We start from the raw sequence: 14,137 nt of genomic DNA on the forward strand, positions 1-14,137 counted from the left end.
CCCGGCCGGCCCCGGACGGGCCTTGCCGCCCGGCGCCGTACGGCAGCCGCTCCCCGGACGGCCCCCGGCGCGACCACGAGATCCCTCCGTACCCGCCAAGCACCTCACCCACAAGGAGCTCACCCGCCATGACCCGGCTCTTCGAGGATCCCGACCGCTTCAGCGAGGACCAGCTGCGAGGCTTCGCCGCGGCCTGTCCGGAGCACGTCACCGTGGTGCCGGGCGGCGTCGTCCGCACCCGGCCGCAGGACCCGGGCCGGGTCGCCGTCGTCGTGGGCGGCGGCTCGGGGCACTATCCGGCGTTCAGCGGACTGGTCGGTGAAGGGCTCGCGGCGGGCGCCGTGGTCGGCAACATCTTCACCTCGCCCTCCGCGCGGCAGGCCGAGTCCGTGGCGCGCGCCGCCGACACCGGCGCCGGAGTCCTCTTCTCCTTCGGCAACTACGCGGGCGACCGCATGAACTTCGGCATGGCCCAGGCCCGCCTGCGCGACGCGGGCATCGACACCCGCACCGTCCTCGTCACCGACGACGTGGCCAGCGCCCCCGCCGAGCGGCGTCACGAACGCCGCGGCATCGCGGGCGACTTCACCGTCTTCAAGGTGGCCGGCGCGGCCGCCGAGGAGGGCCTCGACCTGGACGGCGTCGAAGCCGCGGCCCGGCACGCCAACGAGCGGACGTACTCCTTCGGCATCGCCTTCGGCGGCTGCACCATGCCCGGCGCCGACACTCCGCTGTTCACCGTCCCCGAGGGCAAGATGGCCATCGGCCTGGGCATCCACGGCGAACCCGGCGTCCGCGACGCCGACATGGCCGACGCCCCGGCGATCGCCCGCACCCTCGTCGCCCCGCTGCTGGCCGAGCGCCCGGCGGGGGCGGGCCCGCGCGTAGCCGCGATCCTCAACGGGCTCGGCGCCACCAAGTACGAGGAACTGTTCCTGCTGTGGGGCCACGTCGCCGACGCCCTCGCCGAAGCGGGGCTCACCGTGGTGCGCCCCGAGGTCGGCGAGCTGGTCACCAGCCTGGACATGGCCGCCTGCTCGCTCACCCTGATGTGGCTCGACGACGACCTGGAACGCCGGTGGTGCGCCTTCGCCGACACCCCCGGCTTCAGGCGGCTGCCGCTGCCCGAGACCCCGGACCGGCCGCACGCCCGGCCGGAAGCGATACCGAAGGCCCCGGTCACCCGCGGGGACGCCGAGTCGTGCGCCGCCGCGGCCGGCACCCTGGCCGCACTGCGGGCGCTGCGCGCCGCGCTGCACGAGGCCGCCGCGGAACTCGGCCGCGTCGACGCGGTCGCCGGTGACGGCGACCACGGACGCGGCATGACGAAGGGGATCGACGCGGCCGTACGGGCCGCCGAGGAGGCTCACGCGAACCGGGCGGGCGCCCGGTCGCTGCTCAGCGCCGCCGCCGACGCCTGGGCCGACGAGGCGGGCGGCACCTCAGGTGTGCTGTGGGGCGTCGCCCTGCGGGCGCTGGCCCAGGAACTCGGCGACACGGGCCGGGCCGACGGCGTCCGCGCCGCCGCGGGGGCCCGCGCCGCGCTGGACGCCGTCAGCTCGCTCGGCGGCGCCGAGCCCGGTGACAAGACGCTCGTCGACGCCCTCGCGCCGCTCGTCGACACCTTCACCGCGGGCGTCGCCCGGGGCGTGAACCCCCGCGCGGCCTTCGCGGAGGCGGCGGTCGCGGCCACCGAGGCCGCCGCCGCCACCGCCGCCCTCACCCCGCGCCTCGGCCGCGCCCGCCCGCTGGCCGAACGCAGCGTCGGCACCCCCGACGCCGGGGCCCTCTCCCTGGCGCTGTGCGCCCGCACCGTCGCGGCTCTTCTCGGCGACGGCAGCGGAGACAGCGCCAACGGAGGCGACGACAGCGCGGACAGCGCCAACGGAACCGGCAGCACCGGCAGCACCGGCAGCGGCTGAGCCGCGGCTGCGGCGCACGCGGCCCGAACGATCTCGATCCCACCCCGAGGGAGCCCCCCATGACGCAGAACCCGCACCCCGCCCCGCTCCGTGTCGTCATCGGCTGCGACGACGCCGGATACACGTACAAGGAAGCGCTCAAGGCCGATCTGGAGGCCGACCCGCGGGTCGCGCACGTGGTCGACGTCGGCGTCGCCGCGGACGAGCACACCGCCTATCCGCACATCGGGGTGGCCGCCGCCCGGCTGGTCGCCGAGGGGGAGGCCGACCGGGCCCTGCTGGTCTGCGGCACCGGGCTCGGCGTCGCGATCAGCGCCAACAAGGTGCGCGGCGTCCGCGCCGTCACCGCCCACGACAGCTTCTCCGTGGAGCGCGCGGTGCTGAGCAACAACGCCCAGGTCCTGACCATGGGCCAGCGCGTCATCGGCCTCGAACTCGCCCGCCGGCTGGCGCGCGAGTGGCTCGGCTACCGCTTCGACGCCTCCTCGCCCTCGGGGGAGAAGGTCGCCGTCCTCGACGCGTACGACACCGGCGCGGACGCCGGCCCGGAGGACGGGACCGCGCCGGAGGACGGGACCGCCCCCGGCTGCTGACACCGGCCTCCCCGGCACCGGCCTCCCCGGCCCCGCCCCGTCGAGGCGGAACGCCCCTGACGGCTTACGACGACGTAAGGACGCACCTTCCGCATGTCTCCGCTCGTCCTGCCCCGGCCCGAGATCCTGGCCGCGGCGACCGTGCCCTGGACCGGGCACGACACCCGGCTGATCGTCATGGTCGCCGTGGCCATCGGCGTGATCATCTCGCTGATCGCGTTCCTCGACTTCCATCCGTTCGTCGCCCTGATCGGCGGCTCCGTGGTCCTGGGCGTCGGTTCCGGTACCGAACTGGCCGGGGTCGTCGAATCGTTCAGCAGCGGAATGGGCTCGACGCTGGGTTCCACCGGCGCCCTGATCGCCCTCGGCGCGATCCTCGGCAAGCTGCTGGCCGACTCCGGAGGCGTCGACCGGATCGTCGACACCATCGGCTCCCGGTCCGGGCCCCGGCTGCTGCCCTGGTCGATGGCGCTGATCGCCGCAGTCATCGGGCTGCCGATGTTCTTCGAGGTGGGCCTCGTCCTGCTGGTGCCGATCATCGTGGTGATGGCCAGGAGGACGAACACGCCGCTGGTCCTGCTCGCCGTGCCGGCCCTCGCCGGCCTGGGCACCATGCACGCGTTCGTACCGCCGCACCCCGGCCCGCTGGTCGCCGTCAGCGAACTCGACGCCGACGTCGGCACCACGCTCGGTCTGGGCCTGGTCGCGGCGGTACCCACCGTGATCATCGCGGGGCCGCTGTACGGGAAGTTCATCGCCCGCCATGTGCGCAGCGAGGCGCCGGCCGAGCTGGTCGCCTCGCTCGTCAAGGAGGCCGGGCAGGACCAGGAGGCGGGTGCGGCGCGCCGCGTGCCGGGCTTCGCCGCGTCCGTCGGCGCGGTCGCCCTGCCCGTCGTGCTGATGCTCGCCAAGTCGGTCGCCGACATCGCCTTCCCCGGCGACGCCTGGTACAACCACCTGCTGGACTTCCTCGGCACCCCGCTCGTCGCGATGTTCATCGCCGTGCTCGTCGCCATGGTCGTCTTCGGCTTCCGGCTGGGCCGTGACCGCGCCGAGGTCCGCGCCACCGTGACCGCGGGACTGCCCGCCGTCGCCGGCATCCTGCTCATCGTCGGCGCGGGCGGCGGCTTCAAACAGCTCATCGTGGACACCGGTGTGGCCGACGCCATCGGCAAGTTCGCCGCGGAGGCCCACATACCGTTGCTCGTCCTCGGCTGGCTGCTCGCCGTCCTGATCCGGCTGGCCACCGGCTCGGCCACCGTCGCCACGACCGCAGCGGCGGGCATCATGGCTCCGATGGTGGCGGGTACGGGATCGGTGGAGGCCTCACTGATCGCGCTCGCCGTGGGCGCGGGGTCGCTCTTCTTCTCGCATGTCAACGACGCCGGTTTCTGGCTGGCGAAGGAGTACTTCGGGATGAGCGTCTCGCAGAACATCAAGACCTGGTCGGTGCTCTCGACGCTCGTCGCCGTGATGGGCCTGGCCATGTCCCTGCTCATGTACGCGGTCCTGGTATGACGCCCGCTCCGCCGGCGGCGCCGGTCCCCGCGGCCCGCCCGTCCGCGCCCCCGCGCACCCGGCCCGGCGGAAGACCCCCGGCACCCCCACGCGCCCGTCCCGTCCGTCCCCGGACCCGAACCACCCCCGTCCACGCGGCCCCCACGACCGCATCCCGGAAGAAGGAAGCCCCCGATGCCCGCTGAGTCCCCCGTCACCCCCGTCACCCCCGTCACCGCAGTCCTCGGCCTCGGCGCCATGGGGCTGCCCATGGCCACCCGCCTCGCCGGTGCCTTCCCGGTCCGGGCGTTCGACGTCTTCGAGGAGCGCCGCGCCCTCGCCGAGCAGGGCGGGGCCACTCCGGCCGGCAGCCCGGCCGAGGCCGCGCGGGGCGCCGACGTGGTCGTCATCGCCGTACGCGACCAGGAGCAGCTGGAGTGCTGTCTGTTCGGCGGCGGGCCCGTCGAGCACGGTGCAGCCGAGTCGCTGCGCGAGGGCGCGGTCGTCGTGGTCACCTCGACCGTCGGCGTCGACGGCGTCCAGGATGTCGCGGCGCGCCTCGCCGAGCGGGGCGTACAGCTCGTCGACGCCCCCGTGAGCGGTGGTTCCGTACGCGCCGGGACCGGCGATCTGCTGATCATGGTCGGCGCGGACGAGGCGGCCCTCGCCGCCGGCCGGGCCGTCCTCGAACGGCTCGGCTCCACGCTGCACGTCGTCGGGCCGCGCGTCGGCGACGGCCAGATCATGAAGACCGTCAACCAGCTCCTGTGCGGTATCCACACCGCCGCCGCGGCCGAGTCCCTGGCCCTCGCCCACGCCCTGGGCATCGACCTCGACCGTGCCGTCGACGTCCTGGGCCAGGGCGCGGCCGCGTCCTTCATGCTGGCCGACCGCGGCCCGCGCATGGTGCAGCAGTACGAGGTGGAGGAGGACGGCACCGGCGGGCCGGAGCTGCGCTCCCGGCTGGACATCATCCGCAAGGACATGAACCTCGTGGTGTCCCTCGCCAAGAAGGCCGGTGTCGCCACCTCCGTGGCCGCCGCGGCCGACCAGCTCTACCAACTGGCCATGAGCCAGGGTCTGGCCGCCGAGGACGACTCGGCGCTGATCACCCTGCTCGCTCCGCGCAAGGGGCGCTGAAGACGGTCCGCCCGGGAGGGGGACACCCCCTCCGACTAGGCTGGAAGCCGGTCCGCCGGAGAATCCGGCACGTCACAGGGAGAGTCAGCGATGGGACCAGTCGGCAGGCAGACACGTCCGGCCGGACTCGGCCGGACGGTGCTCATGGACGGGGCGTACGAAGCGTTGCTCGCCCTGATCCTCGACGAGGGCCTGGAGCCCGGCACCCCCCTGCGGATCGACACCATCGCCAAGGACTGGGGAGTCTCCCCGACGCCGCTGCGCGAGGCCCTCGCCAAGCTGGAGAACACCGGTCTCGTCGTCCGTGTCCCGCACCGCGGGTACACGGTGGCCCCGCTGCTGGACGACGGCGGGTTCCGCGAGCTGATGGGGGCCCGGCTGCTCATCGAGCCGTACAGCGCCCGCCAGGCCTGTGAGCGGGACGCCGCCGGTACGGCGCGCGCGCTGACCGAGAGCCACCGGCTGATGGAGGCCGCGGCGGTGCAGCGCGAGGCGGACGACTTCCGCGCGTACCTCCAGGCGGACTCCGACTTCCACGCCACCATCGCCCGCTCCGCCGGCAACCGGTTCCTCGCGGCGGCGATCGACCCGCTGGGCGCGCACATCCAGCGTTTCCGCCGCTTCACCGGCGGCCGCGTCACGGACACGGAGGAGGCGCTCGCCGAGCACCAGGCGGTGCTGAGCGCGTTCGAGGCGGGGGACGCGGAGGGCTGCGAGGCGGCGATGCGGGCGCACCTGGAGGGCGTGGCGCACCGGGCGTTCGGTCACTGACCGGCCGCGTCCGTCCCCGTCCGGGGCGCTCGGCGCGTCGGCGCCCCGCAGCGGTTGCGGCCTTTCGAAGGGGCCGCAACCGCCCTTCGGCATGTCCGAAAGCAGCCGCTCCGACTTCGCTCAAAAACACTGTGCGATCCCTCTTGACCTGGCTCTTTTCTGCCACGCATGCTGCTTGCACCTTATTTGTCAACGGCGTGAACTATTTGTTCCGGCCCGGCTTCCGAGGCGGCGCCAAAGGTTCACCGGCCGGGACCAGGAGCCCCATGAATCACTGGAAGAACACCGAGCTCGGCGCCGACGAGCGGGTCGCAGCCCTGATGGCCGAGATGACGCAGGCCGAGAAGCTCGCCCAGCTCGGCAGCTACTGGGCCAAGGCCAATGTGGGCAGCGGTGATGCCCGGGTCGCGCCGATCGAGGAGGCCCTCGCCGCCCGCTCGGGCGAGTCCGAGGCACTCGCCCTCGGGATCGGCCATCTGACCCGCCCCTACGGCACCCGCCCCCTCACCCCGGAGGAGGGCCGCACCGAACTCGTGCGGCTGCAGCGGCTGCTGACGGACACCACCCGCCTCGGCATTCCCGCCATCGTCCACGAGGAGTGCCTCACCGGCTTCGCCGCACTCGGGGCCACCGTCTACCCCACGCCACTGGCCTGGGCCGCGACCTTCGACACCGGACTGGCCGAGCGGATGGGCGCCGCCATCGGCCGCGACATGGCCTCCGTCGGCGTCCACCAGGGGCTCGCCCCGGTCCTGGACGTCGTACGGGACTACCGCTGGGGCCGTGTCGAGGAGACCCTCGGCGAGGACCCGTATCTGACCGGGCTCATCGGAACGGCCTATGTGCGGGGCGTGCAGTCCCAGGGCGTCGTCGCCACCCTCAAGCACTTCGCCGGCCACGCCGCCTCGCGAGGGGCCCGCAACCACGCGCCCGTCTCCATCGGCGCCCGCGAGATGGCCGATGTGATCCTGCCGCCGTTCGAGATGGCCGTGCGCGAAGGCGCCGTGGGCTCGGTGATGAACACCTACACCGACCAGGACGGCGTCCCGGCCTGCGCCGACGTGTCCCTCCTGACCACCGTGCTGCGCGAGCAGTGGGGCTTCACCGGCACGGTCGTCTCCGACTACGGCTCGATCGCGTTCCTGCGCACCATGCACCGCGTCGCCGCCACCGACGGCGACGCGGCCCGCCTCGCGCTGACCGCCGGCATGGACGTCGAACTGCCCAACACCCGCTGCTACGGCGCCCCCCTCGCCGGGGAACTCGACGCGGGCCGGCTCGACCCGGAGCTGCTGGACCGCGCCGTGGAACGGGTCCTGCGCCAAAAGCTCCAGCTCGGCCTGCTGGACGCCGACTACACCCCGGAGGCGGACGCCGGAGTCGGCATCCCCGTCGACCTGGACTCCCCGGCCAACCGGGCGCTCGCCCGCACGGTGGCCGAACGCTCCGTCGTGCTGCTCGCCAACGAGGGCGCCGCGCTCCCCCTGGAACCCGGCCGCACTCCCGTCGTCGCCCTGGTCGGGCCGGGCGCCGACGACCCCGGTACCTTCCTGGGCTGCTACTCCTTCCCCAACCACGTCCTGCCCAAGTACCCGGGCCACCCCGACGGCCTCGCCCTGCCCAGCCTGCGCGAGGCGCTCACCGCCGAACTGCCGGACATCACCTTCGTCCACGAGCAGGGCTGCGAGGTCAGCGGCGGCGACCGCTCCGGTCTGCCCGCGGCCGCCCGTGCCGCCGCCTCGGCCGATCTGGCCCTGGTCGTCGTCGGCGACCGCTCCGGGATGTTCGGCAACGGAACCTCGGGCGAGGGCTGCGACGCGCCCGACCTGACCCTGCCGGGCGTGCAGGCGCAGCTGGTCGAGGAGGTGCTCGACACCGGTGTGCCGGTCGTCCTCCTTGTCGTCTCCGGCCGCCCCTACGCGCTCGGCGGCCTCGCCGAGCGCTGCGCGGCCGTCGTGCAGGCGTTCATGCCCGGCGAGGAGGGCGGTCCCGCGCTGGCCCGCGTCCTGGCGGGGCGGGTCAGCCCGAGCGGCAAGCTGCCGGTACAGATCCCGGCCGGGCCCGGCAACAACCCGGGCACCTACCTCAATCCGCCGCTCGGCCGCTTCAGCGAGGGCATCAGCGTCCTCGACAACACACCGCTCCACCCCTTCGGGCACGGCCTGTCGTACACCACCTTCGGCTACGAGGACCTGCGGATCGGCCAGGACGGCCGCGTCCCCACCGACGGGTTCGTCGAGGTCTCCTGCCGGGTGCGCAACACGGGCGGACGCGCCGGCCGGGAGACCGTCCAGCTGTACTACGACGACCCCGTGGCGCAGGTCGCCCGACCCACCCAGCAGCTGGTGGCCTTCGACAGCGTCGAACTGGAGCCCGGCGAGAGCGCCCGGGTGTCCTTCACCGTGCACGCCGATCAGACCTCGTACACCCAGGACGCCTCGGGCCGCGGACAGCGCGTCGTCGACCCCGGCACCATCCGCCTCATGCTCGGCTCGTCCAGCGGCGACATCCGGCTGGCCGCCGACATCGAACTCACCGGGCCGCAGCGCCGGGTGGGCGCGGACCGCCGGCTGCGCCACGCGTAACCGGCCCGCCCGCGGCCGGGTGCCGCCGCGTGATCCCGCGGAGCACCCGCCTCCCCGCGACCGCGGAATCCGCCGCCGCGGGCGGGGCGGGTGAACACCTGGCCGCGCACCACGTCACGCCGCGCCGCGCCGCACCACGTCACGCCGCGCCGCGCCTGCCGTGCCGTGCACGCAATCCGGCGCCGCACCGCGCTGCGCCGGTGCCGTACCGCACCGTGCTGCACCGCACCGTGCCGTGCACGCAATCCCGGCGCTGCGCCGTACCGCACCGCGCCGTCCACGCAAGCCCCCCACAACACAAGACATCCACGTACGCCGCCCTCCCCTCACAAGGAAGCAGCCTCACCGTGACCACGGACACTCCCCGCACCGCCACCGGCGCCCCTCCGCCCGGCGGGTCCTCCGCCCCCGTCCAGGCCCTCCCGGCCCCCCGGCCCCGGCTGGTGATCGGTATGGCGGCAGGCCAGCTCGGCCTGTTCCTCGCTCTGCTGACACCGATTCTGGTCAGCCTCCAGCTCAAGGTGCAGTCGGTCGTCCCCGAGAACGACCAGGTCACCTCGCTGGGCATCATCACCACGACCGGCTCGGTGGCCGCGATGCTGGCCAACCCGTTCTTCGGGCGCCTCAGCGACCGCACCACCAGCCGCTTCGGCCGACGCAAGCCGTGGCTCGTCCTCGGCATGCTGGGCCTGCTCCTCGGGCTGATGATCATCGCGACGGCGAGCAGCGTCGCCGTCATCACCGGCGGCTTCGTCATCGCCTCCGCGTCGGCCAACGCGGCACTCGCCGCCTTCGTCGCGACCGTCGCCGACAATGTCCCCGAGTACAAGCGCGGCAAGATCAGCGGGCTGCTCGGCATCATGCAGAACCTGGCCCCCACCGCGGGCACCTGGATCGCCCAGTACTTCAACGACCGGATGCTGCTGCTGTTCCTGGTCCCCAGCGTCATCGGCATCTTCCTGGTGCTGGGCTACGTCATGGTCCTGCCGGACAAGCCGCTGGAGCACAAGCCCGAACCCGAGGGCTTCAAGGCCGTCCTGCGCACCTACTGGGTCAGCCCCCGGCAGCACCCGGACTTCGCGTGGGCCTGGCTCTCCCGCTTCCTGCTCACCCTCGCCAACTGGATGTTCACCACCTTCCGCCTCATCTACCTCCAGCACGAGATGCGGCTCACCGCCGCCGAGGCGACCGAGACGCTCGCCACGGGTGTCCTCGTCTACGGACTCTGCGTGATGGGCTCCGCGCAGGCCGCGGGCTGGCTGTCGGACCGCTTCGGACGCCGCAAACCGTTCATCGCCGCGGCCGCGCTGCTGTTCGGGGTGGGCATGCTGATCCTCAGCGGGGCGGACACCGTCGCCCTGTTCTACTGCGCGGAGGTCGTCCTGGGCCTCGGCTTCGGCACCTACCTCGGCGTCGACCTGGCCCTGGTCATCGACGTGCTTCCGGATCCGGAGAACCCCTCCAAGGACCTCGGCATCTTCAACATCGCGATGTCGGCGCCGCAGATCTTCGCTCCCGCGCTCGGCGCGCTGCTCATCTCGCTCGGCGGCGGCCACAACTACGCGATCCTGCTCGTCACCGCCTCACTGGTGTGTCTCGGCGGCGCTCTGGCGATCCTGCCGGTGCGCAAGGTGCGCTGACCGTCCCGCCGCCACGGAACGGGCCCCTCCGCCCAATCGTCAACTGGTGGTTGACGATCTGCCGTCGTCAACCTAAGGTTGACGCATGACGAATCCCGTACCCATGACGCGTCCCGTCCGGCTCGACGACCTGATCGACGCCATCAAGAGCGTCCACTCCGACACCCTGGAACAGCTCTCCGGCGCGGTTCTGGCCGCCGACCACCTCGGCGAGCTGGCCGACCACCTCATCGGCCACTTCGTCGACCAGGCGCGGCGCTCCGGTGCCTCGTGGACCGACATCGGCAAGTCCATGGGCGTCAGCAAGCAGGCGGCCCAGAAGCGGTTCGTGCCCAAGGGCGGAGGGGCGCCCGACCTCGACCCGGGTCAGGGCTTCAGCCGGTTCACCGAGCGGGCCAGGAACGTCGTCATGGCCTCGCAGAACGAGGCCCACGCGGCCGGGAACGACCAGATCGGCACCGGACATCTCGTACTGGGTCTGCTCGCCGAGCCGGACGGGGTCGGGATGCGGGAACTGCTGCGGCAGAACGTCCGGCCGGAGGCGGTGCGCGAAGCCGCGGCCGCGGCCCTCCCGCCGGCCGCCGGGCAGGTGCCGGACCTCGTGCCGTACGACCAGGACGCCCGAAAGGTGCTGGAGCTGACGTTCCGGCAGGCCCTGCGGCTCGGGCACAACCACGTCGGCACCGAGCACATCCTGCTGGCGCTGCTGGAGCACGAGGACGGCGAGGGCGTGCTCACCGGCCTCGGCGTGGACCGGGAAGCGGCCGAGAGGGGCGTCGCCGAGGCGGTGGCCGCGTCGGCGGCGGCGCACGAGGAGGAGTAGGCCCGCCGCGGCCCGGTGGCGCCGGCGGAGCCGAGCCGGCGGACGGCGGCAGGCCGGAAGGAGCCGCCTGAAGGAGCGGCCGGAAGGACCGCCTGAAGGGAATGGCCTGAAGGGAATGGCGGAAGCGGCGCCGGCGGGTCACCGTCGGCGCCGCTCCCGTGCCCGGCCGCCGGGCGGGGAGACCGCAGGGAATGCGCGGCGGGGCGTGGCCGCCCACGAATGGACGGCCGGGCCGGCGCGCGTCATGGTGGCTCCACAACGGTTCGCCGACCGGACGGAGAGCTCTCATGACGGATCAGCCGGAGCGGCTCGCCCCGCTGCCCGCCGACTGGCAGCGCTGCCTGGCCGTGGTGGCGCACCCCGACGACCTGGAGTACGGCGCGGCGGCTGCTGTCGCGGCGTGGACCGACCGGGGCGCGGACGTGTCGTACCTGCTGGTCACGCGGGGTGAGGCGGGAATCGACGGGCTGGCGCCCGACGAGTGCGGCGCGCTGCGCGAACGGGAACAGCGGGCGAGCGCCGCCGTGGTCGGGGTGTCGGCGGTGGAGTTCCTCGACCACCGGGACGGGGTCGTCGAGTACGGCACGGCGCTGCGCCGGGACCTCGCCGCGGCCATCCGCAGGCACCGGCCCGAACTGCTGGTCACCCTCAACCACCGGGAAACCTTCGCCGGTACCTACTGGAACACCCCGGACCACCGCGCCGTCGGACTGGCCACGCTGGACGCCGCCGGTGACGCGGGCAACCGCTGGATCTTTCCCGAGCTGCTCGGGCAGGGGCTGCCGCCGTGGGACGGGGTGCGCTGGGTGGCGGTCGCGGGATCGCCGCAGCCGACGCACGCCGTGGACGTCACCGACGGGTTCGAGCGGGGCGTGCTGTCGCTGATGGAGCACCGCACGTACATCGAGGCGCTGACGGACGAGGACCCGGAGAGCTATGTGCGGAACTTCCTGGAGATGACGACGGGTGCCGCGGCCGACCGTTTCGGCGGGCGCCCGGCCGTCACGTTCGAGGTCTTCCCGCGCTGACCCCACTGCCGCGCGGACCCAGCTGCCCAGCTGCCCCGTCGCCGTGTCGCCGTGTCGCCGTTCAACCGTCCTTGGGTACCCACATTCGAGGGAAATTTCGTCAACCGAGCAAACCGTACACGCCCTCGACCGGTTGACACGGTGTGAGGAAAACAGCGCGAGCAGCGACAGGGCGGCAAGGACGCCGCGACGGCGAGCCCGTGCCGGGGCTCCGAGGGCTACGGCACCGCGTGCGGCACCCGGTCGCCGCGTGCCGCCGGTCCGCCGGCCGGGCACGCGCGTCCGGGGGAGGGTCCGCGGCGGACCGGCCCGGCCGGACCCGGGGCCCAGGGCCGGAGGGCGGGTCCGGTGCCGCCCGCGCGCGGCGGCTCGGCGTTGCCGTATCCCTCGCGGCCGTGCTCGCGGCCCTGGTCACGGCGTGCGGCGATCCCCGGGACGGGGAAGTGGCGGTCGGGGGCGCGGCGGCGCCGGAGGCCGGTGCCGCCACCGTCGCCGGACGCGGTGGGAGCGACTCCAAGGCCGCGTCCGGGACCGCGACGGCGGGGTCCGCGGGAACGGCCGGGGAGGCGGCGCCCGGTTCCGGGGGCCGTGGCGGCCCCGACGGCGCGGGCGGCCCGGCCGGGTCGGCGGCGGCCCTGCCCGGTGAGCTGCCGGGTCTCGGCCCGCGGACCCGCTCCCGGGTGCCCCGGGAGACCCGCCAGGCCCTCGTCGTCACCGGCGAGGGCAGGAACTCCCCGGTTTCCCGCGCCGTGCTGTACGAGAAGACCGGTGACGGCTGGCTGGCGGGCGAGCCCCTGCCCGCCCACAACGCGCTGCGGGGCTGGACGGACGACCACACCGCGGGAGATCTGCGGTCGCCCATCGGTGTCTTCACCCTCTCCGACGCCGGCGGACGGCTGCCCGATCCCGGTACGAAACTCCCGTACCACCATTCCGCCGCGTTCACGATCGGCGGTACCGGCTTCGAGGGCGAGCCGCTGGCCGGTTCCTTCGACTACGTCGTCGCCATCGACTACAACCGCCGGCCCGGCCGCACCCCGCTCGACCCCGCCCGGCCGCTCGGTGCGGCGAAGGGCGGCGGCATCTGGCTGCACGTCGACCACGGCGGCCCCACCCAGGGCTGTGTGAGCCTGCGGCAGGAGCACATGAGGGAGCTGCTCCGGGCCCTTGACCCGGAGCGGAACCCGGTGGTGGTCATGGGCGACGCCGGGGCGCTGCGGCGCTGATCCCTTCCCGGCCCCGGCTTCGGGCCGGGGTCGGGGCCGGGGCCGGGAGGCCGCCGGGGCGCAGCGGGCGCCGTTCGAAGGCGATGCGCAGCTCGTCCCCGATGTCCGCGGCCGTCTCCGCCAGGGCGGGCAGCAGCCGGGCCCGGGACTCCTCCCGGCTGCCCCGCCCGGTGTAGGTGGAGACGTTGAGCGCGGCCACCGTGCGCCCGGCGCCGTCGCGCAGCGGCACGGCCAGTGCCCGCAGGCCCTTCTCCAGCTCCTCGTCGACGAGTGCGTGGCCCTGTTCCGCGACATCGTCGAGCAGTGCGGCCAGCGCGGCCGGGTCGGTGACCGTGCGGTCGGTGTACCGGCGCGGTGCCGCCCGGGCGAGCAGGGCGGCGCGCTCGCCCGGGGCGAGCCCGGCGAGCAGCACCCGGCCCATGGACGTCGCGGTGGCGGGGAAGCGGGTGCCCACGGTGATGTTGACGCTCATGATGCGGTAGGTGGGAACGCGGGCGACGTACCGGATGTCGTGGCCGTCGAGGACCGCCACGGAGGCGGATTCGTGGACGCGCTCCGCCAGCCGTTCCAGGTGCGGCTGGACGATGTCGGTGAAGTCCAGTCCGGAAAGGTGCGCGTAGCCGAGTTCGAGGACCCGGGGCAGCAGCCGGAAGCGGCGCTCCTGCGAGGTGACGTATCCGAGGTGCTGGAGCGTCAGGAGGGCGCGGCGGGCGGTGGCGCGGGGCTGGCCGGTGGCCTCGGCCGCCGCGGAGAGCGTCAGCCCGCGCGGGTCGCGGCCCAGGACGGCGAGCACGTCCAGTCCGCGGGCGAGCGACTGGAGGAAGCCGGCGCCCAGTTCGCGCTTCGCCGCGAGCACGTCCGGCGCGGGCTCGTGCGGTGCGGGCTCAGGTGGCGCGAACACGTCCGGCGCGG

The 14,137-nt window shown here is 74.1% G+C and carries 11 protein-coding genes; 10 read left to right on the forward strand and 1 reads right to left on the reverse strand.

Annotation, left to right across the window (positions count from 1 at the left end; genetic code table 11):
• Nucleotides 1-128: 128 nt before the first annotated feature.
• The 10 genes from GCU69_RS05805 to GCU69_RS05850 all read left to right on the forward strand — a co-directional run bounded on the left by GCU69_RS05805 (nucleotide 129) and on the right by GCU69_RS05850 (nucleotide 13,225).
• Nucleotides 129-1,922, forward strand: a complete 1,794-nt coding sequence (locus GCU69_RS05805) for a dihydroxyacetone kinase family protein (protein ID WP_156205310.1) — start codon at nucleotides 129-131, stop codon at nucleotides 1,920-1,922.
• Between the two features lie 59 nt (nucleotides 1,923-1,981).
• Nucleotides 1,982-2,515: a ribose-5-phosphate isomerase gene (locus GCU69_RS05810; RefSeq protein WP_156205311.1), complete on the forward strand. Its 534-nt coding sequence runs from the start codon at nucleotides 1,982-1,984 to the stop codon at nucleotides 2,513-2,515.
• A 93-nt stretch (nucleotides 2,516-2,608) separates the two neighbouring features.
• Nucleotides 2,609-4,033 carry a GntT/GntP/DsdX family permease gene (locus GCU69_RS05815; protein WP_156205312.1) on the forward strand — a complete coding sequence of 475 codons (1,425 nt, stop codon included), beginning with the start codon at nucleotides 2,609-2,611 and terminating at the stop codon, nucleotides 4,031-4,033.
• 174 nt (nucleotides 4,034-4,207) lie between these two features.
• Nucleotides 4,208-5,152 carry an NAD(P)-dependent oxidoreductase gene (locus GCU69_RS05820; protein ID WP_156205313.1) on the forward strand — a complete coding sequence of 315 codons (945 nt, stop codon included), beginning with the start codon at nucleotides 4,208-4,210 and terminating at the stop codon, nucleotides 5,150-5,152.
• A 90-nt stretch (nucleotides 5,153-5,242) separates the two neighbouring features.
• Entirely contained in the window at nucleotides 5,243-5,923 is a 681-nt protein-coding gene (locus GCU69_RS05825) for a GntR family transcriptional regulator (protein ID WP_098750148.1), read from the forward strand.
• A gap of 266 nt (nucleotides 5,924-6,189) precedes the next feature.
• Nucleotides 6,190-8,508 carry a beta-glucosidase family protein gene (locus GCU69_RS05830; RefSeq protein WP_156205314.1) on the forward strand — a complete coding sequence of 773 codons (2,319 nt, stop codon included), beginning with the start codon at nucleotides 6,190-6,192 and terminating at the stop codon, nucleotides 8,506-8,508.
• Nucleotides 8,509-8,855: 347 nt separating this feature from the next.
• Nucleotides 8,856-10,148: an MFS transporter gene (locus GCU69_RS05835; RefSeq protein ID WP_218037899.1), complete on the forward strand. Its 1,293-nt coding sequence runs from the start codon at nucleotides 8,856-8,858 to the stop codon at nucleotides 10,146-10,148.
• Nucleotides 10,149-10,233: 85 nt separating this feature from the next.
• On the forward strand, nucleotides 10,234-10,971 hold the full coding sequence (locus GCU69_RS05840) for a Clp protease N-terminal domain-containing protein (protein WP_098750387.1): 738 nt from the start codon (nucleotides 10,234-10,236) through the stop codon (nucleotides 10,969-10,971).
• Between the two features lie 287 nt (nucleotides 10,972-11,258).
• On the forward strand, nucleotides 11,259-11,999 hold the full coding sequence (locus tag GCU69_RS05845) for a PIG-L deacetylase family protein (RefSeq protein ID WP_156205315.1): 741 nt from the start codon (nucleotides 11,259-11,261) through the stop codon (nucleotides 11,997-11,999).
• 395 nt (nucleotides 12,000-12,394) lie between these two features.
• Nucleotides 12,395-13,225, forward strand: coding sequence for a L,D-transpeptidase family protein (locus tag GCU69_RS05850; protein ID WP_235978266.1), 831 nt, complete (start codon nucleotides 12,395-12,397; stop codon nucleotides 13,223-13,225).
• Here the strand turns inward: GCU69_RS05850 and GCU69_RS05855 are convergent.
• Nucleotides 13,194-14,137: IclR family transcriptional regulator domain-containing protein (locus tag GCU69_RS05855; RefSeq protein WP_156205316.1), on the reverse strand; the 944-nt coding region annotated here is incomplete at its 5' end. The genes GCU69_RS05850 and GCU69_RS05855 overlap by 32 nt on opposite strands.

The sequence above is a fragment of the Streptomyces lycii genome (assembly GCF_009735685.1).
Taxonomy (GTDB): Bacteria; Actinomycetota; Actinomycetes; order Streptomycetales; family Streptomycetaceae; genus Streptomyces; species Streptomyces lycii.